The 16,727-nt window shown below is 73.8% G+C and carries 17 protein-coding genes; 7 read left to right on the forward strand and 10 right to left on the reverse strand.

Features of this window, described 5'->3' with window-relative positions:
- Window positions 1-178: 178 nt before the first annotated feature.
- Complete coding sequence (locus Q5762_RS05775; RefSeq protein ID WP_315890862.1) at window positions 179-907, reverse strand: VIT1/CCC1 transporter family protein; 729 nt, start codon at window positions 905-907, stop codon at window positions 179-181.
- A 220-nt stretch (window positions 908-1,127) separates the two neighbouring features.
- Here Q5762_RS05775 and Q5762_RS05780 point away from each other — a divergent pair, with 220 nt between their 5' ends.
- From Q5762_RS05780 to Q5762_RS05810, 7 genes are read left to right on the forward strand one after another with little or no spacing between them, the layout of a single operon-like run.
- On the forward strand, window positions 1,128-2,138 hold the full coding sequence (locus Q5762_RS05780) for an ADP-ribosylglycohydrolase family protein (protein ID WP_315890863.1): 1,011 nt from the start codon (window positions 1,128-1,130) through the stop codon (window positions 2,136-2,138).
- Complete coding sequence (locus Q5762_RS05785; protein ID WP_315890864.1) at window positions 2,135-3,529, forward strand: ADP-ribosylglycohydrolase family protein; 1,395 nt, start codon at window positions 2,135-2,137, stop codon at window positions 3,527-3,529. The genes Q5762_RS05780 and Q5762_RS05785 overlap by 4 nt, the downstream gene beginning before the upstream one ends.
- Window positions 3,504-4,664 (forward strand): ADP-ribosylglycohydrolase family protein, encoded by a 1,161-nt coding sequence (locus tag Q5762_RS05790; protein WP_315890865.1) that lies wholly within the window; start codon window positions 3,504-3,506, stop codon window positions 4,662-4,664. Before Q5762_RS05785 ends, Q5762_RS05790 begins: the two co-directional genes overlap by 26 nt.
- Window positions 4,661-6,406, forward strand: a complete 1,746-nt coding sequence (locus Q5762_RS05795) for an ADP-ribosylglycohydrolase family protein (RefSeq protein ID WP_315890866.1) — start codon at window positions 4,661-4,663, stop codon at window positions 6,404-6,406. The genes Q5762_RS05790 and Q5762_RS05795 overlap by 4 nt, the downstream gene beginning before the upstream one ends.
- Window positions 6,403-7,323, forward strand: a complete 921-nt coding sequence (gene rbsK, locus Q5762_RS05800; protein WP_315890867.1) for a ribokinase — start codon at window positions 6,403-6,405, stop codon at window positions 7,321-7,323. The genes Q5762_RS05795 and rbsK overlap by 4 nt, the downstream gene beginning before the upstream one ends.
- On the forward strand, window positions 7,320-8,531 hold the full coding sequence (locus tag Q5762_RS05805; RefSeq protein WP_315890868.1) for a CoA transferase: 1,212 nt from the start codon (window positions 7,320-7,322) through the stop codon (window positions 8,529-8,531). The genes rbsK and Q5762_RS05805 overlap by 4 nt, the downstream gene beginning before the upstream one ends.
- Window positions 8,528-9,379 carry an aldolase/citrate lyase family protein gene (locus Q5762_RS05810; protein WP_315890869.1) on the forward strand — a complete coding sequence of 284 codons (852 nt, stop codon included), beginning with the start codon at window positions 8,528-8,530 and terminating at the stop codon, window positions 9,377-9,379. Before Q5762_RS05805 ends, Q5762_RS05810 begins: the two co-directional genes overlap by 4 nt.
- A gap of 65 nt (window positions 9,380-9,444) precedes the next feature.
- On the opposite strand, the gene lgt is transcribed toward Q5762_RS05810, so the two are convergent.
- The 9 genes from lgt to Q5762_RS05855 all read right to left on the reverse strand — a co-directional run bounded on the left by lgt (window position 9,445) and on the right by Q5762_RS05855 (window position 16,727).
- On the reverse strand, window positions 9,445-10,419 hold the full coding sequence (lgt, locus tag Q5762_RS05815; protein WP_315890870.1) for a prolipoprotein diacylglyceryl transferase: 975 nt from the start codon (window positions 10,417-10,419) through the stop codon (window positions 9,445-9,447).
- An 88-nt stretch (window positions 10,420-10,507) separates the two neighbouring features.
- A complete protein-coding gene (locus tag Q5762_RS05820) occupies window positions 10,508-11,332 on the reverse strand; it encodes a thioredoxin domain-containing protein (RefSeq protein ID WP_315890871.1) in 825 nt (274 codons plus the stop codon).
- A 64-nt stretch (window positions 11,333-11,396) separates the two neighbouring features.
- Entirely contained in the window at window positions 11,397-12,227 is an 831-nt protein-coding gene (gene trpA / locus Q5762_RS05825) for a tryptophan synthase subunit alpha (RefSeq protein WP_315890872.1), read from the reverse strand.
- Window positions 12,224-13,468 carry a tryptophan synthase subunit beta gene (gene trpB / locus Q5762_RS05830; protein ID WP_315890873.1) on the reverse strand — a complete coding sequence of 415 codons (1,245 nt, stop codon included), beginning with the start codon at window positions 13,466-13,468 and terminating at the stop codon, window positions 12,224-12,226. Before trpB ends, trpA begins: the two co-directional genes overlap by 4 nt.
- A 306-nt stretch (window positions 13,469-13,774) precedes the next feature.
- Window positions 13,775-13,969: a tryptophan biosynthesis modulator TrpM gene (trpM, locus tag Q5762_RS05835; RefSeq protein WP_315891097.1), complete on the reverse strand. Its 195-nt coding sequence runs from the start codon at window positions 13,967-13,969 to the stop codon at window positions 13,775-13,777.
- A gap of 79 nt (window positions 13,970-14,048) precedes the next feature.
- Entirely contained in the window at window positions 14,049-14,858 is an 810-nt protein-coding gene (trpC, locus tag Q5762_RS05840; RefSeq protein WP_315890874.1) for an indole-3-glycerol phosphate synthase TrpC, read from the reverse strand.
- 142 nt (window positions 14,859-15,000) lie between these two features.
- Window positions 15,001-15,558, reverse strand: a complete 558-nt coding sequence (locus Q5762_RS05845; protein WP_315890875.1) for a DUF2752 domain-containing protein — start codon at window positions 15,556-15,558, stop codon at window positions 15,001-15,003.
- An 83-nt stretch (window positions 15,559-15,641) separates the two neighbouring features.
- Window positions 15,642-15,890 (reverse strand): HGxxPAAW family protein, encoded by a 249-nt coding sequence (locus Q5762_RS05850; RefSeq protein ID WP_315890876.1) that lies wholly within the window; start codon window positions 15,888-15,890, stop codon window positions 15,642-15,644.
- Window positions 15,891-16,061: 171 nt separating this feature from the next.
- The gene (locus Q5762_RS05855) at window positions 16,062-16,727 is read right to left on the reverse strand and encodes a TIGR02234 family membrane protein (protein WP_315890877.1); all 666 of its coding nucleotides are present in this window, start codon (window positions 16,725-16,727) and stop codon (window positions 16,062-16,064) included.

Consider the following 16,727-nt stretch of genomic DNA (forward strand, 5'->3'; position numbering starts at 1 on the left):
CTTACGCCTCATGCCCGGTGGTTAAGACTTTGAAACCGCCGGGTAACGGCTACATATGTCGCGCTGTGCATAGTGTCTCACCAGGCGGCGGATCCGCCAGGGGGATATACGTCACAGCAAGCATGCACGCGAAAGGCCCCGACCGCAGGACGGGGCCTTGCCATTCTCGGCATCTCGACTAGATCGCGGCACCGAAGAGCATGCCGAGCCCGTACGTGACGGCCGCGGCCGCTCCACCGAGGACGAGCTGACGCAGCCCGCTGAACCACCAGCTGCGGGCCGTCACCCGGGCCACCAGCGCGCCGCAGGCGAAGAGCCCGACGAGGGCGAGGAGCACGGCCGGCCACAGCGCGGTCGCGCCGAGCAGGTAGGGCAGTACGGGAAGCAGCGCGCCGAGCGCGAACGCGGCGAACGACGACACGGCGGCGACCGTCGGCGACGGCAGGTCGTCGGGGTCGATGCCCAGCTCCTCGCGGGCGTGGATCTCCAGCGCCTGCTCGGGGTCGCGGGAGAGCTGCATCGCGACCTCGCGGGCGAGCGCGGGCTCGACGCCACGGGACACGTACAGCGCGGCGAGCTCCTCCATCTCGTCGATCGGGTGCTTGCGCAACTGGCGGCGCTCGACGTCCAGTTCCGCCTGGACGAGTTCGCGCTGCGAGGCGACGGAGGTGTACTCGCCGGCCGCCATGGAGAAGGCGCCCGCGGCGAGTCCGGCGAGGCCGGTGATGACGATGGCCTGCTGCGAGACCGCGCCGCCCGCGACACCGGTCATCAGGGCGAGGTTGGAGACGAGTCCGTCCATCGCGCCGAAGACCGCCGGGCGCAGCCAACCACCGTTCACATCGCGGTGCGTGTGGTTGTCGCGGTGCGCCTCGTGCAGCGGTGCCTGGGCTTCGATGATGGACATGCTTCTCCCCTGTCTCCTCCGGCGGGCCGGGTCGCACCCGCCGCCCCCAACACCCTCGAAAATACGCTCGAAGTAAGGGGCGCGCCAGCAAGGCAGGCCGTACTTACTAAGGCTGACCTTGCTCTTCTGGCGGGATGTCAGCCGGGTGACAGAGACGTTTCTTCGACGTCTTCCCCTCCCCGGCGTGGCACAGATCCAGGAACCGCGAAAGGGGTGCGAGATGGTGAGCGAGACGGGAACGACTTCATGCGATACGCGCGAGCGCGCGAGGGGAGCGCTGCTCGGCCTCGCGGTCGGCGACGCGCTCGGGGCGCCCGCCGAGAACATGCGCCCGTCGGAGATCCGCCGCCGATGGGGCCGGATCGAGGGCTTCGTGACGGACAGTCCGGCGGGCACGGACGACACGGAGTACGCGATCTTCTCGGGCCTGCTGCTCGCCCGGCACGGCTCGGCGCTGACGGTCCAGCACGTGGAACGGGCCTGGCACCACTGGATCGCCGACCTGGACGAAGGCCCGTTCCGGGGCGCGGGCTTCAGCGAGCGGGGCACCCTGGAGAACCTCCGCCGGGGCCTGGCGGCGCCCATCTCGGCGCAGCACCGGCACGCGTGGTCGGACGGCCTGGCGATGCGGGCGGCGCCGTTCGGGGTCTTCGCGGCGGGCCGGCCGGCGGAGGCGGCCCGGCTCGTCGCCATCGACGGCTGCGTCAGCCACGACGGCGAGGGCATCTACGGCGGCCAGGCGGTCGCGGCGGGCGTGGCGGCGGCGATGGCCGGCGCGTCGGTGACGTCGGTCATCGCGGCGGCCCTGTCGGTGGTGCCGATGGACTCCTGGACGGCCCGCTCGATGCGCCGCGCGGTGGTCGCGGCACAGCGGGTGGAGCCGGACCCGCTGGTCCGCGAGCGCACGGTCCGCTCGGCGGTCGTCATCGGCGGCTACCCCTGGACGGACCTGGCCCCGGAGGCGGTCGGCCTCGCCTTCGGCGCGTTCGCGGCGGCCCGCGGCGACTTCCGTACGGCGGTCCTGACCGCGGTCAACATGGGCCGCGACGCCGACACGACGGCGGCCGTGGCAGGCGCACTGGCGGGCGCGGCCTCGGGCCTCGCGTCGATCCCACGGGAGTGGGCCACGGCGATCGCCCCGGTGACGGGCAGTTGCCTCCCGTCGATGCGCGGCTACCACGTCCTGGACATCGCGGACCTCCTGACGACGGACGAGGAGGAGGCGGCATGAGCGCCGCCGTGGGCCGTTCCGCCCCCGCCCCGGCTGCCGCGGCCGCCGCCGCTCCCGCTGTGGACAATCGTTCCGCAGGGCGATGGGGGTCCCCCCGGACGGAGTCCGGGGGAGGGTGGGCACAGCCCACGAGACCGGGCGCCCCGGACAGGGACGGCGCCCACGAGGACCTAGGAGGGGCCGCGCACGGGACCGGGGCCGTACACGGGGCCCCGGGGCCGGCCCCGAGACCCGGCACCCCCGCCCGCCGCGAGGCGATCGAGGGCCTCCTGCTCGGCCTCGCCGCAGGCGACGCGGCAGGGTGGCCCGCGGCCAGACACCGAGCCGCCCGCATGCCCGAATGGACCCGCCGCCTCACCCGCGAACTGGACACCTTCGCCGAACAGAACGCCACCACCACCCTCCCGGTCCCCATCGCCCTCAACCAACCCCCCGAACCCCTCCGCCTGGGCCCCTCCGACGACGCCGAATGGGCGGTCTTCACCGCCGAGGCGGTCCTCGCAGCCACCGGCCCCCTCTTCGCCGCCCTCCCCCCGGAACGCCGGCTCCGCGCCGCCGTCGACCTCGCCTGGAACTCTCTCGCGAGCCAGGTCGCCGCAGCCGCCGACCGCGCGCCCGAGATCGAGTCCGCCGTCCTCCCCCTCCGCGCCCGGATCTCCGTACGCGCCGGTCTCGGCAACCTCGCCACCGGCCTCCGCCCACCCGCCACCGGCCACGACAACCCGCACTTCTTCGACGACGCCGCCTGCGTACGGGCCGCCGTACTGGCGATCGTCCACCCCGGGGACCCGGCCGCCGCCGCCGAACTCGCCGAGTTCGACGCCCGGTACACCCAGGACGGCGACGGCGTCCACGGCGCCCGCGCGATGGCCGCCGCCGTAGCCGCGGCCCTCGGCGGGGCGCCCGTCGAGGAGGCGGTGGAATCAGCCCTGGCCCAACTCCCGCCCACCACCGAGATCGGCCGCAACGCGGCGCAGGCCGTGAAGATGGCGCAGGACGCGACGAGCGCCTTCGAACTCGTCCCGCTCCTGGAGCACCAGATCGTCGACCATGTCTACAGCTACGGCATCGCGGCCGCGGAGACGGTCCCCGTAGCGCTCGCCCTCGCTCTCGCCGCGCGCGGCGAGGCGTCGGGCGCGGTACCCGCCGCCGCCTGCCTGTCCCGCGTCGCGGACTCCGCCCCGGCGCTCGCGGGCGCGCTGACCGGAGCGCTCGGCGGCGCGGACTCCCTCCCCGCGACCTGGCGTGACGTCTGCCGTACGCTCGCCGGCTGCGCGCTCCCCCGGCTCGCGGGTACGGATCTGGTCGAACTCGCCGGGCTCCTCGGAGCCACGGAACTGGCCACCGGGGGTGGACAATTCCGGCATGACCCCCACACCACCCCTCGATGACCGAATCACCGGCAGCCTGATCGGTGCCGCCGTGGGCGACGCCCTCGGCGGCCCGGTGGAGGGCTACACCCCCGACCAGATCCTGGAACGCCACGGCGGCCGGGTCGGCGGCATCGTCGGCCCCTGGAACGGCGAGGCGTGGCGTACGGCCCGCCCCATCGCGCCGTACCACAAGGGCGACGGTCACGTCACCGACGACACCTTGATGACCCACGCGCTGATCAGGGTGTACGAGAAGGTCCGCGACCACCTGGACGCGTACGCGGTGGCGGACCACCTGGTCCCCGACCTGATCTCCACCCCGGTCTGGATCCCGGAACTGGAATCGGAGGCGCTCCCGCTCCAACGGATCTTCCTGGCGGAGAAGTGGCTGGTGGCGCGGATCCACTACGGACACGTGGACCCGCGCGAGGCGGGCAGCGGGAACATCGTCAACTGCGGTGCGGCGATGTACATGGCGCCGGTAGGACTGGTGAACGCGGCGAACCCGGAGGGTGCGTACGCGGAGGCCCTGGACGTGGCAGCCCCCCATCAGTCGTCGTACGGCCGGGAGGCGGCGGGGGTGTTCGCGGCGGCGGTGGCGGCGGCGTGCGAGCCGGGGTCGACGCCGGGCACGGTCGTCGAGGCGGCTCTGGGCTTGGCCAAGGACGGCACGCGAGGGGCGATCGAGGCGGTCGCCGAAGTGGCGTCCAGGCACAAGGACTTCGAGTCGGCCCTGGCGCCCCTCCGCAAGGCGGTGGAGCCGTTCGACACGGTGGGCGCGGACTACCGGGCACCGGGCCTGGGCGCGCGCCGCCCGTCACGGCTGCACGCGATCGAGGAGCTGCCGATCGCGCTGGGCATGCTGCTGGTCGGGGACGGCGACTACCGCCGTACGGTGCTCGGGGCGGTCAACTACGGCCGTGACTGCGACTCGATCGCGACGATGGCGGGCGCGATCGTGGGGGCGCTCGGCGGCGAGCAGGCGGTCCCCGCCACCTGGGCGAAGCAGGTCGCGGAGGCGAGCCGGCTGGACCTGCACGCTCCGGCGCGGGCGCTGACGGCGGTGGCGCAGGAGGTGTTCGCCCGCGACACGGCCCGCCGCCGGGCCCACGAGTCGGCGTACGCGACGCTGACGAACGCGGCGCTCCGATGAACCTCCGCGTCACGTGGGTCCAGCCGGAGGACCTGGTCGGCCACGAACTCCGCCAGGCGATGGAGGACGGCCGCGACGCGCGTGCGATCGCCGCCCGCTGGCAAGCGGCCGGCGGCCCCCCGCCCCCACCGACAGCCGGCGCCTCCCCCACACCCCGCCCGGACCTCCGCACCTTGGCCGAGAGCCTCCTGACGGAACTGTCCCACCTCCCAGGCGCCGACCCCACGGACCTCGCCGTCCAGCCATTGACGTCCCCCCACACCGCCCCTCCCCCAAACCCTGACGAGACGGGGGGCTCCGCCCCCGACACCGAGACGCACGCCGAACACGCCGCCGAGCCGGCCCAGACACCGGGCCCGGCGCGCCCCGGCACCACCCCCAAGCCCGAAGCACCACCGTCCCCCGGCAGAACACCCCCCACGCCCGAGACACCGCACGCCACCACCCCCGCGCGCGAAGCGCCGCGGGCTCCCACCCCCAGCACCCCCACCCCCGCGCGCGAGGCGCCGCGGGCTCCCGGCCACGGCCGCGCGGCCCCCGGCGCCCCCGCCCCCTCCGCGCGCGAAGCGCCGCGGCCCCGGGGGGACGGGGGCGGAGCCCCCGGTCTCGTCAGGGTTTCGGGAAGGGGCGGGGTGGGGGAGGAACACCCCCTCCACCAGCCGCCGCACGCCCACCGCGAGGAACACCCGCTCCAGGCGCGGCTGCACGCCTCCTGGGTCGGGCGGGCCGCAGGGTGTCTTCTCGGGAAGCCCGTCGAGAAGTTGCCGCTGCCCGCCATCCGCGCACTCGCCCGCGCCGCCGGCAACTGGCCCCTCACCACCTGGTTCACCGAGCGCGGCGTCCCCCCGCACCTCCTTGCCGCCCACCCCTGGAACCGCCGCTCCGCCGCCACCTCGCTCGCCGAGAACATCGACGGGATGCCCGAGGACGACGACCTCAACTACCCCCTCCTCAACCTGCTCCTCCTCCAGCGGTACGGCAAACGGTTCACCACCGCCGACGTCGCCCGTCTCTGGCTCGACGAACTCCCCGCCGGCCGCACCTTCACCGCCGAGCGCGTCGCCTACCGCAACCTCCTCGACGGCATCGAACCCCCGCTCACCGCCCTCCACCGCAACCCCTTCCGCGAATGGATCGGGGCCCTCATCCGCGCCGACGTCCACGGCTGGACGCACCCCGGCGACCCCGAGGCCGCCGCCGACCAGGCGCACCGGGACGCCGCGCTCACCCACACCGCCAACGGCCTCCACGGCGCCCGGTTCGTCGCCGCGACGATCGCCACCGCCGCCACCGGCACCGCCGACGTCCATCAGGCCCTCGACGCGGGGCTGTCCGTACTCCCGCCCGACTCCCGGCTCGCCGCCGCCGTCCGCCTCGGGGTCGAATCCGCCCGCACCACCCCCGACTTCGACGCCGTCGCCGACCGGCTCCACGCCACCCTCGGCGGGTATCACTGGGTCCATGTCGTCCCCAACGCCGCCCTCCTCGCCGCCGCCCTCACCCACGGCGACGGCGACTTCTCCCGCACCATCTGCGCGGCGGTCTCCGGCGGCTGGGACACCGACTCCAACGGCGCCACCGCCGGTTCCGTCGCCGGTCTCCTCGCCGGTCACCCCGACCGGCTGCCCGAGCGCTGGACCTCCCCCCTCAAGAACCGCCTCGCCACCTCGATCCCGTCCTTCGACGGCATCGGCTTCGACACCCTCGCCGAACTGACGTATCTGGAGGCAGTACGCCCATGACCAGCATCGTGGTGCTCGGCAGCACCAACATGGACCTCGTCGCCTTCGTACCCCGGGCCCCCGCCCGCGGAGAGACCGTCACCGGCCGGGAGTTCCGGACGATCCCCGGCGGCAAGGGCGCCAACCAGGCCGTCGCCGCCGCCCGCGCCGGCGCCGACGTCTCGATGATCGGCGCCGTCGGCACCGACGACTTCGGCACCCGCCTCCACGCCGCCCTCGACAGCGCCGGCGTCGACACCGACCTGCTCCGTACCGTCGAAGGCCCCTCCGGCACCGCGCACATCGTCGTCGACGACGAGGGCGGCAACGCGATCGTCGTCGTCCCCGGCGCCAACGGCACCATCACCGCCCTCGACCACGGCGACGAGGCGCTGATCGCCACCGCCGACGCCCTGCTCCTCCAGCTCGAACTCCCCCTCTCCGTCGTCATCGAGGGCGCCGTCACCGCCCGCCGCCTCGGCGTCCGTACCGTCCTCACCCCCGCCCCGGCCCAGCAGCTGCCCCCCGAACTCCTCGCCGCCACCGACCTCCTGGTCCCCAACGAGCACGAGGCCACCGCGCTCACCGGCGTCGCCGACCCGCTCGCCGCTGCCACCGCCCTGCTCGTCCACGTCCCCGAGGTGGTCGTCACCCTCGGCGCGGCCGGCAGTCTCTACGCCGCCCGCGACCACGAGCCGTTCGCCGTCCCCGCCCCGCGCGTCCGGGCCGTGGACACCACCGCCGCGGGCGACACGTTCGTCGGCGCGCTCGCCGTCGCCCTCGGCGAGGGCCGCCCGGTCCGCGAGGCCATGGCCTGGGCCTCGACCGCCGCCGCGCTCTCCGTCCAGCGCGCCGGTGCCTCGTCCTCGATGCCGTACCGCTCCGAGATCGACGCGGCCCACGACTCCCACACCGGCCAGGAGGTCGACGCCGTATGACACCCCAGCAGGAACCGACCGCCCTCCCTCCGCTCCACGGGCTGCGCGTCCTCGATCTCGCGACCCTCTTCGCCGGGCCGCTCGCGGCGATGATGCTCGGGGACTTCGGCGCCGACGTGATCAAGATCGAGCACCCCCGCAAGCCCGACCCGTCCCGCGGTCACGGCCCGGCGAAGGACGGCGTCGGTCTGTGGTGGAAGGTCCTCGGCCGGAACAAGCGGACCGTCACCCTCGATCTCTCCACCCCCGGCGGCCGGGACACCCTCCTGCGGCTGGCCGCCGACGCCGACGTGATCGTGGAGAACTTCCGCCCCGGCACCCTGGAGCGCTGGGGTCTCGGCTGGGAGGAGCTGTCCACCGTCAACCCCCGCCTTGTCCTGGCCCGCGTCACCGGCTTCGGCCAGTTCGGCCCGTACTCCCACCGGCCCGGCTTCGGCACCCTCGCCGAGGCGATGAGCGGCTTCGCCGCCATCACCGGCGAACCCGACGGTCCGCCCACCCTGCCCCCCTTCGGCCTCGCCGACTCGATCGCCGCCCTCGCCACGGCGTACGCGGTGATGACCGCGATCACCGCCAGGACGACCACCGGCCGCGGCCAGGTCGTCGACATGGCCATCATCGAACCGATGCTCTCCGTCATCGGCCCCCACCCCCTCTGGTACGACCAACTCGGTTACGTCCAGCCCCGCACCGGAAACCGCTCCCGCAACAACGCCCCCCGCAACACCTACCGCACCGCCGACGACGCCTGGGTCGCCGTCTCCACCTCCGCCCAGTCGATCGCCGAACGCGTCCTGCGGCTGGTCGGCCGCCCGGAGCTGATCGACGAGCCGTGGTTCGCCGACGGCGCCGGCCGGGCCGCCCACGCGGACGTCCTCGACGAGGCGGTCGGCTCCTGGATCGCCCGGCACACCCGGGACGAGGCGCTGGCCGCCTTCGAGAAGGCCGAGGCCGCGATCGCGCCCGTCTACGACGTCCGGGACGTCCTGACCGACCCGCAGTTCCGCGCGCTGAACACCGTCACCGAGGTCCCGGACCCCGAGCTGGGCCCGATCCGGATGCAGAACGTCCTCTTCCGGCTCTCCGAGACCCCCGGCGCGATCCGCTGGGCCGGCCGCCCGCACGGCGCGGACACGGCCGACGTCCTCGCCGGACTCGGCCTCACCCCCGCCGAGATCGGCGCCCTGCGCGAGGCAGGAGCCGTATGAGGACCGTGCCCGGCCCCTCCTCCACCACGTCCTCCACCACCACCTCCACCACGCCCCTCCCCCTCACCTGGCTGTACGCACCCGGTGACCGCCCCGCCGTCGTCCAGAAGGCTCTGGTCTCCGGCGCGGACGTCGTGATCGTCGATCTCGAGGACGCGGTGGCCCCCGACCGCAAGGCGTACGCGCTCGCCGCCACGGCCGATCTGCTCTCCGATCCCCACCCCGTACCGATCCATGTCCGCATCAACACCCCACGCGACATCCCCGCCCTGGCCCCCCTCCCCGGCCTCGGTGCTCTCCGTGTTCCCAAGGTGACACACGCCACTGACATCCACCGGATCGCCGAGTTCACCGCGGGTGTCCCGCTCTACCCCCTGCTGGAGAACGCCCTCGCCGTCGAGCGCGCGTACGCCATCGCCACCGCCCATCCCGCCGTCCACGGGATCGCGCTCGGCGAGGCGGACCTCCGCGCCGATCTGGGGGTACGGGACGACAGCGGCCTCGACTGGTCGCGCGGCCGACTCGTGGTCGCCGCCCGCGCGGCCGCCCTCCCGCCACCGGCCCAGTCGGTCCACCCCGACATCCGCGACCTGGACGCCCTGGCGGCCGGCTGCGCGCGGGGCCGCGCCCTCGGCTTCCTGGGCCGGGCGGCGATCCACCCCCGCCAGCTCCCGGTGATCGAACAGGCCTACCTGCCCACCCCCGACGAGGTGGCGGCGGCCGAGGAGGTCGTGAAGGCGGCCGAGACGGAGAAGGGCGCCCTGGCCCTCCCGGACGGCCGCTTCGTCGACGCGGCGGTCGTCGAGGGCGCCCGCCGCGTCCTGGCCCTGGCGGCGCGAGCCTGCTGACCCCCGGTACGCCACAGGGCCGCCGGAACCCTTCGGTTCCGGCGGCCCTGTGCCGTAGCGAGTGGTCAGCCCTTGGCTGCGGACTCCGCACCGTTCGAGGGCGCGGGTGTGGCGGCGTCCGTCGGCTCGTCGGCAGCTGCCTCGCGATGAGCAGCCCCGTCCTCACCCTCGGAACCCTCGGCTTCCTCGGCCTCGTCCGCGCCGCCCTTGGGCTCGGCGGACTTGTCCCGGTCCGGCTCCACGATCTCCTCGCGTCCCGGACGGAGCCGCGACGAGATCACGATGTAGACGACGGCCAGCACGAAGACGACGATCGCCGTCCAGACGTTCAGCCGGAGGCCCAGCACCTGGTGCGCCTGGTCGACCCGCAGGTACTCGATCCACACGCGGCCCGCGCAGTACGCGGCGACGTACAGCGCGAAGGCCCGGCCGTGTCCGAGCTTGAAGCGGCGGTCGGCCCAGATGACCAGGATCGCGACACCGATGCACCACAGCGACTCGTACAGGAAGGTCGGGTGGTAGATCCCGGCCTCGCGGTTCGCGCCGGCGCTGATCTCCAGACCCCAGGGCAGGTCGGTCGGCTTGCCGTACAGCTCCTGGTTGAACCAGTTGCCCCAGCGGCCGATGGCCTGGGCGAAGGCGATGCCGGGCGCGATGGCGTCGGCGTAGGCCGGCAGCGGGATACCGCGCCGTCGGCAGCCGATCCAGGCACCGACCGCGCCGAACGCGATGGCGCCCCAGATACCGAGGCCGCCCTCCCAGATCTTGAAGGCGTCGACCCAGTTCTCACCCTCGCTGAAGTACAGCTGGTAGTCGGTGATGACGTGGTAGAGCCGGCCGCCGACGAGGCCGAAGGGCACCGCCCAGACGGCGATGTCGGCCACGGTGCCGGCTTTGCCGCCCCGGGCGATCCAGCGCTTGTTGCCGTACCAGACGGCGACGAAGACACCGATGATGATGCAGAAGGCGTAGGCGCGCAGCGGAACCGGTCCGAGGTAGAGGACACCGGTCGACGGGCTGGGAATGTAGGCAAGGTCCATGGCAGAACCGACGCTACCTTGCCGGGCGGGTGTCACGGCAGCCCACCCGGCAACGTCTGCGTAACTAAGAGGATCGCACGGGGGTGTGTCAGCCCGCCGAGGGCGAGGCCGTGCCCGGCTTCTTGCCCTTGTTGGCCTCGGCGACCCACTTCTTCAGGTTCTCCGGGGAGATCTGCTCGCTCCCCTTCTGCGGGAAGATCGATTCTCCGTTGAGGACCAGCGACGGCGTGCCCCGGAAGTCGCCCTTCACGAAGGCCTCGTTCGACTTCCTGACCCAGCTGTCGTGCGTGCCGTTCTCGACACAGCTGCGGAAGGTGGGCGTGTCGAGCCCGGGCACCTTCGCCGCCAGCTCGATCAGCTTGGCGTTGTTCCCGAAGGCGTCGTCGGTCTCCGGCGGCTGGTTCATGTACAGCGTGTCGTGGTACGCGGTGAACTTCCCGGCGTCCTGGGCGCACGCCGCCGCGTTCGCCGCGCGCAGCGAGCCCTGGCCGCCCATGTTCCGGTCGATGAGGGTGACGAGGTGGTACTCGGTCTTGAGCGCGCCGGAGGCCTCCAGCTCGTGGATGGAGTCCCGGAACGCGTTCTCGAAGGAGGCGCAGGCGGGGCAGCGGAAGTCCTCCCAGACCTGGAGCGTCGAGGGGGCGTCCGACTTCCCGGTGGGGATGGAGGGCTTGTCGCCCTCGGTCGAGCCGGTCGGGGCGACGACCGGGCCTGCCTTGTCCGAGCCGCCGTCCTTGTCCCCGGTGTTGGCGGCGATCACTCCGACGACCGCGGCCAGGCCGAGGACGCCGACGACCGCGGCCGACACGATCAGGACGCGCCGCTGCTTCTCGCGGGCCTTGTCGCGCTCGCGCTGCTGCTGGAGGCGCTCCCGCGCACTCCGATTACCGTTACCGTCACTGTTCTTGCTCACGCCCTCAGCAACGAACCGGGGAGGCGCGGTCGCGCCTCCCCGGTCACAGATCCACCCGAACGGGTTACGAAAGTCGACGGACACCCTCGGCGAGTTCGGCCGCCAGTTCCCTTACGGCGGCGAGTCCGGCGGCCTCGCCGTCGGCGTCGAGCATCCGCTTGACGAACGCGGAGCCGACGATGACGCCGTCCGCGAATCCCGCGACCTCCTTGGCCTGCGCGGCGTTGGAGACGCCGAGCCCGACGCAGACCGGCAGGTCGCTGGTGGCGCGGGTGCGGCGGACGAGGTCGGCCGCCTCGGCGCCGACGGAGGCGCGGGTGCCGGTGACGCCCATCAGGGAGGCGGCGTAGACGAAGCCGGAGCCGGCCGCCGTGATGGTGGCGAGCCGCGCGTCCTTGCTGCTGGGGGCGACGACGAAGACGGTCGCGAGACCGTGCTTGTCGGCGTGCTCCCGCCACAGGGCGGACTCCTGGACCGGCAGGTCCGGCAGGATGCAGCCGGCGCCGCCGGCCGCGGCCAGCTCCTCGGTGAACCGCTCGACGCCGTAGCGGTCGATCGGGTTCCAGTACGTCATGACCAGGACGGGCTTGCCGGTGGCCTCGTGGGCCTCCCGTACCGTCCGCATCACGTCGGCGATCTTGACGCCGCCACGCAGGGCGATGTCGTCGGCGGTCTGGATGACCGGGCCGTCGAGGACCGGGTCGCTGTGCGGGAGGCCGACCTCGACGATGTCGGCGCCGCCGTCGAAGGCGGCCTTGACCGCCGCGATGCCCCCGTCGACGGTCGGGAAGCCGGCCGGGAGGTAGGCGATGAGCGCGGCGCGGTTCTCGGCCTTGGCCTTGGCCAGCGTGTCGCCGAGCAGCTGGATGTTCCCGGTAGATGCAGCCCCGCTCACTTGGAGTCCCCCTCGGAACCGTCGTAGAGCCCGAAATAGCGGGCGGCCGTGTCCATGTCCTTGTCGCCGCGCCCGGAGAGGTTGACGAGGAGCAGGCCCTCGGGGCCCAGCTCCTTTCCGATCTCCAGGGCCCCGGCGAGCGCGTGCGCGGACTCGATGGCCGGGATGATGCCCTCGGTACGGGAGAGCAGCCGCAGGGCCTTCATGGCCGCGTCGTCGGTGACGGCGCGGTACTCACCGCGGCCGCTGTCCTTGAGGTACGCGTGCTCCGGACCGATGCCCGGGTAGTCCAGGCCGGCCGAGATGGAGTACGGCTCGGTGATCTGGCCCTCGTCGTCCTGGAGGACGTACGACCGGGAGCCGTGCAGGATGCCCGGCTCGCCGGCGGTGAGGGTGGCGGCGTGCTCGCCGGTCTCGACGCCGTGGCCGGCCGGCTCGCAGCCGATCAGACGGACGCCGGTGTCCGGGATGAAGGCGTGGAAGAGGCCGATGGCGTTGGAACCACCGCCGACGCAGGCGACGGCCGCGTCGGGCAGGCGGCCGGCGCGCTCCAGGATCTGGCGGCGGGCCTCGACGCCGATGACGCGGTGGAAGTCGCGGACCATGGCGGGGAAGGGGTGCGGGCCGGCGACCGTACCGAAGAGGTAGTGGGTGCGGTCGACGTTGGCGACCCAGTCGCGGAACGCCTCGTTGATGGCGTCCTTGAGGGTGCGGCTGCCGGACTTCACCGGGATGACCTCGGCGCCGAGGATGCGCATCCGGGCGACGTTCAGCGCCTGGCGCTGGGTGTCGATCTCGCCCATGTAGATGGTGCATTCGAGGCCGAAGAGGGCGCAGGCGGTGGCGGTCGCGACGCCGTGCTGGCCGGCGCCGGTCTCGGCGATGACCCGGGTCTTGCCCATGCGCTTGGTGAGCAGGGCCTGGCCGAGGACGTTGTTGATCTTGTGCGAGCCGGTGTGGTTGAGGTCCTCGCGCTTGAGGAAGACCCGGGCACCGCCCGCGTGTTCGGCGAACCGGGGGACCTCGGTGAGGGCGCTCGGGCGGCCGGTGTAGTTGACCATCAGGTCGTTGAGCTCGCGGGCGAACTCGGGGTCGGCCTTGGCCTTGTCGTACTCGACGGCGACCTCGTCGACGGCGGCGACGAGGGCCTCGGGGATGAACTTGCCGCCGTAGGCGCCGAAGTAGCCCTCGGCGGTGGGGACCTGACCTTCGGGGTCGGGAAGGAAGAACTCGCTGGACATGCGACAGCTCCTCGCGGGGCGGGTGCCCCGGGTGACGTGCGGGTTGGTGGTCACGGTATGCGCCCGCGGACGTCACGACCGCCCCCGACCCCCCGTTGTGGGCAATCGTTCCGCTGGGGCGGAACGGGTGGGCACAACGGAACGGTGCCCTTGCCGGGCCCAGGCTCCCGGTGCGTACCGGTGCCCACAGGCGCGGCACCCTCGTGGAGGCGGGGACGCAAGGAGCGGACGCGCCCGTAAGGGCGCCGTCCCGTGTGCCCACCCGTCCCGCCCTGCGGGACGATTGCCCACACGGGGCGGCGGGTGTCAGGTGGTCGTGAAGGTGCGCGCGGGGCGGGCGCGCCATCGCATGCCGTTGACCTGGCCCGGCTCGCTGCCGATCACGTACCGGACACGCCGTCCGTGGACGCGCCGCGCCGGTGCCCGGCAGCCGCGCGGGCGGCAGCCCCGGGCCAGCGGGGCGTGCGCGGGCGCGGCGGCGGTACGGAGCCGGGTGCGCATCGCGCGGGTCACCGCGGCCACGCCGAACACGCCCGGGTGGGAAAGCGGCGCGGCGACGCGGTGCAGGGTCATGGCGGGGTCAGCCCCGCCCGTGGCGCAGGGCCGGGTGGGCGCCGGCGGCGACCAGGTCGGCGACGGCGGCCTTCGGGTCGCGGCCGGTCACGAGGGACTCGCCGACCAGGACCGCGTCGGCGCCGGCGTTGGCGTACGCGATGAGGTCGTGCGGCCCGCGGACGCCGGACTCGGCGATCTTGACGATGCCGGCCGGGATCTCCGGGGCGACCCGCTCGAACGTGGAGCGGTCCACCTTGAGGGTCTTGAGGTTCCGCGCGTTGACGCCGATGATCCGGGCGCCCGCGTCGACGGCCCGCTCGACCTCGTCCTCGTCGTGCACCTCGACCAGCGGCGTCAGGCCGATGGACTCGGCGCGCTCGATCAGGGAGACGAGGGCCTCCTGCTCAAGGGCGGCGACGATCAGGAGCGCGAGGTCGGCGCCGTAGGCCCGGGCCTCCCACAGCTGGTACGCCGTGACGATGAAGTCCTTGCGCAGCACCGGGATGTCGACCCGGGCCCGGACGGCCTCCAGGTCGGCGAGCGAGCCGCCGAAGCGGCGCTCCTCGGTGAGCACGGAGATGACGGCGGCGCCGCCCGCCTCGTAGTCCGCGGCGAGACCGGCCGGGTCGGCGATCGCGGCGAGCGCGCCCTTGGACGGGCTGGAGCGCTTGACCTCGCAGATCACCGTGACGCCCTCGCCGCGCAGTGCGGCGACGCCGTCCTTGGCCTGCGGCGCCTTTGCGGCGCGCTCCTTGAGCTCGTCGAGGGAGACCCGCGCCTGCCGCTCTGCGAGGTCGGCGCGTACGCCTTCGATGATCTCGTCGAGCACACTCACGCGAGAGGCCCCCTTCCGGGACGGTGATGGTGACGGTGGTACGGATGAACCAGGTTCAGCCATGTCGATGGTATCCGCACCAAGGCTCGGGACCCGCATCCGGCCGACGTGCGTCCCACCAGCTGGGACTTTCCGGGAGGGGTCATGGGGCGAGCGCGGAGCCGAACGGCAGGTTCCGCACGACGGTGAAGAGGGCGAGTGCCGCCCCGATCCCCCACCACCAGGCGGGGCCGATCGTGACCCGCATGGGCACGGCGCGTACGGCGCGAATCAGCCACACGGCCATGACCACGGCGAAGAGGCCGTAGCCGACGACGGCGAGGGCGTTGGCGCCGAACGCGGTGCCGAGCTCGCCGTGCACGAAGGCGTGGGCGCTGCGGAGCCCGCCGCAGCCGGGGCAGTACAGGCCGGTGAAGCGGAGGAGCGGGCAGACGGGATAGTGCCCGGGTTCGTTGGGGTCCACGGCTCCGACGTACGCGAACGCCGCGGCGACCCCGGCGAGCACTCCGACCGGCGCGAGCAGCCGCACGGCGAGCGACCGGGGTGCCCGGGGTGCCCGGTACGGGCCGGGAGCGGGAGCCCCACCGGGGTACCCGGGAGGCTCCGGACCACGGACGGCGCCACGGACGGCGGCGTCCGTCGGGGGCAGCGCAGGGGCACCGTCGGTCACGGCGGGAGGAGTCGTCGGGTTCGCGTCCACGCGGTGATTCTCGCCCCTGACGCGCGAAGGCGCAGCCCGGCCCCGCCGGACTGCGCCTTCGCGCGTGTCGTGTGCCGCTGCCGTCAGGCGCGCGCCTTCAGCGTCGCCGCCTCGCGGGCCGCGGCGACCGCCGCCGATTCCTTCGGCATGCCCATGCCCGCAGCCTTCATCGCCAGGCCGATCACACCGCCGAGGAGGATGACGGCGATTCCGGCCCAGAAGCCGGCCGTGTTGGCCGCCACCATGAAGACCCCGGCGATGCAGAAGCCGATGAAGGAGATGATGACACCGGTCCAGGCGGCCGGGGTGTGTCCGTGGGCGCTGCCCGCCATGAGTTGCTCCTCGTTGCTGTTGCTCGGTGGTGGCTCGATGGTGAGGTCTCGCGTGCGCGGACACTCGTGGTTCATTGTCCCGCACACAGCGGCGCGAGGATGAATCGGGGTGGCCCGACGATCACGCGTCGCGTGCGGTCCGCGTACGCGATGCCCACGCGCCGCGTCGGCTCAGTCCTCGCGGGTCGGGTCCTCGCCGCGGTCCAGGGCCTTCCACAGATCCTCGGGCCGTTCCGGCGCCGCCGCCGTCCGGGGGGCCGGTCGCCCGGCGCGCGGGGCGCCGGCGCGCTCGTACCGTCCGCCCATCGCCGGCCAGCTCGTGCCGAACCGCAGCGCGAGGAGACCCGCGACGAGGATCAGCAGCGCGCCACCTGCGGTGACGTAAGGCCAGGCGGTGTGGGTGAGGCCCGCGACCGCCGCGGCGGTGTCGCCGGTGATCCGGGCGGCCTCCGCGTCCACCGCGTCGCTGTCGGACGCGCCGAGGAACGCGGCCACCGCCGCGCCCGCGCCGCTGAGCGCGAGCAGGCCGGAGACCAGGGTGCGGCCGGCGCGGCGGACGGCGAAGACGGCGACGAGCGCGGCGAGGCCGACGATCGCGAGCGCCGTCGGTACGCCGGTGACGGCGCCGCCGTCGGCCTGGACGGGCACCGTGCCGCCGCCGACCGCCGCCGTGCCCTCGGCCCAGATCTGGCCCGCGGACAGCAGCACGACGGTGGCACCGAGGGCGCCGAGCAGGAGAGCCGCGGCCAGGCTGCGGCGGCCGCCGGGCGTGGCGGCCGCTCCGCTCGCGCGGGCGGCTCGGGGCTGGGGTACGGGAACAGCACTCACGTACCCCAC

It is taken from the genome of Streptomyces sp. P9(2023), assembly GCF_032436795.1.
GTDB lineage: Bacteria > Actinomycetota > Actinomycetes > Streptomycetales > Streptomycetaceae > Streptomyces.

Bases quoted from the DNA above. Each gene is read 5' to 3' on its own strand.
- Q5762_RS05775 (WP_315890862.1), bottom strand. From the start codon at position 907: ATGTCCATCATCGAAGCCCAGGCACCGCTGCACGAGGCGCACCGCGAC.
- Q5762_RS05780 (WP_315890863.1), top strand. From the start codon at position 1,128: ATGGTGAGCGAGACGGGAACGACTTCATGCGATACGCGCGAGCGCGCG.
- Q5762_RS05785 (WP_315890864.1), top strand. From the start codon at position 2,135: ATGAGCGCCGCCGTGGGCCGTTCCGCCCCCGCCCCGGCTGCCGCGGCC.
- Q5762_RS05790 (WP_315890865.1), top strand. From the start codon at position 3,504: ATGACCCCCACACCACCCCTCGATGACCGAATCACCGGCAGCCTGATC.
- Q5762_RS05795 (WP_315890866.1), top strand. From the start codon at position 4,661: ATGAACCTCCGCGTCACGTGGGTCCAGCCGGAGGACCTGGTCGGCCAC.
- rbsK (WP_315890867.1), top strand. From the start codon at position 6,403: ATGACCAGCATCGTGGTGCTCGGCAGCACCAACATGGACCTCGTCGCC.
- Q5762_RS05805 (WP_315890868.1), top strand. From the start codon at position 7,320: ATGACACCCCAGCAGGAACCGACCGCCCTCCCTCCGCTCCACGGGCTG.
- Q5762_RS05810 (WP_315890869.1), top strand. From the start codon at position 8,528: ATGAGGACCGTGCCCGGCCCCTCCTCCACCACGTCCTCCACCACCACC.
- lgt (WP_315890870.1), bottom strand. From the start codon at position 10,419: ATGGACCTTGCCTACATTCCCAGCCCGTCGACCGGTGTCCTCTACCTC.
- trpB (WP_315890873.1), bottom strand. From the start codon at position 13,468: ATGTCCAGCGAGTTCTTCCTTCCCGACCCCGAAGGTCAGGTCCCCACC.
- trpM (WP_315891097.1), bottom strand. From the start codon at position 13,969: ATGCGCACCCGGCTCCGTACCGCCGCCGCGCCCGCGCACGCCCCGCTG.
- Q5762_RS05850 (WP_315890876.1), bottom strand. From the start codon at position 15,890: ATGGCGGGCAGCGCCCACGGACACACCCCGGCCGCCTGGACCGGTGTC.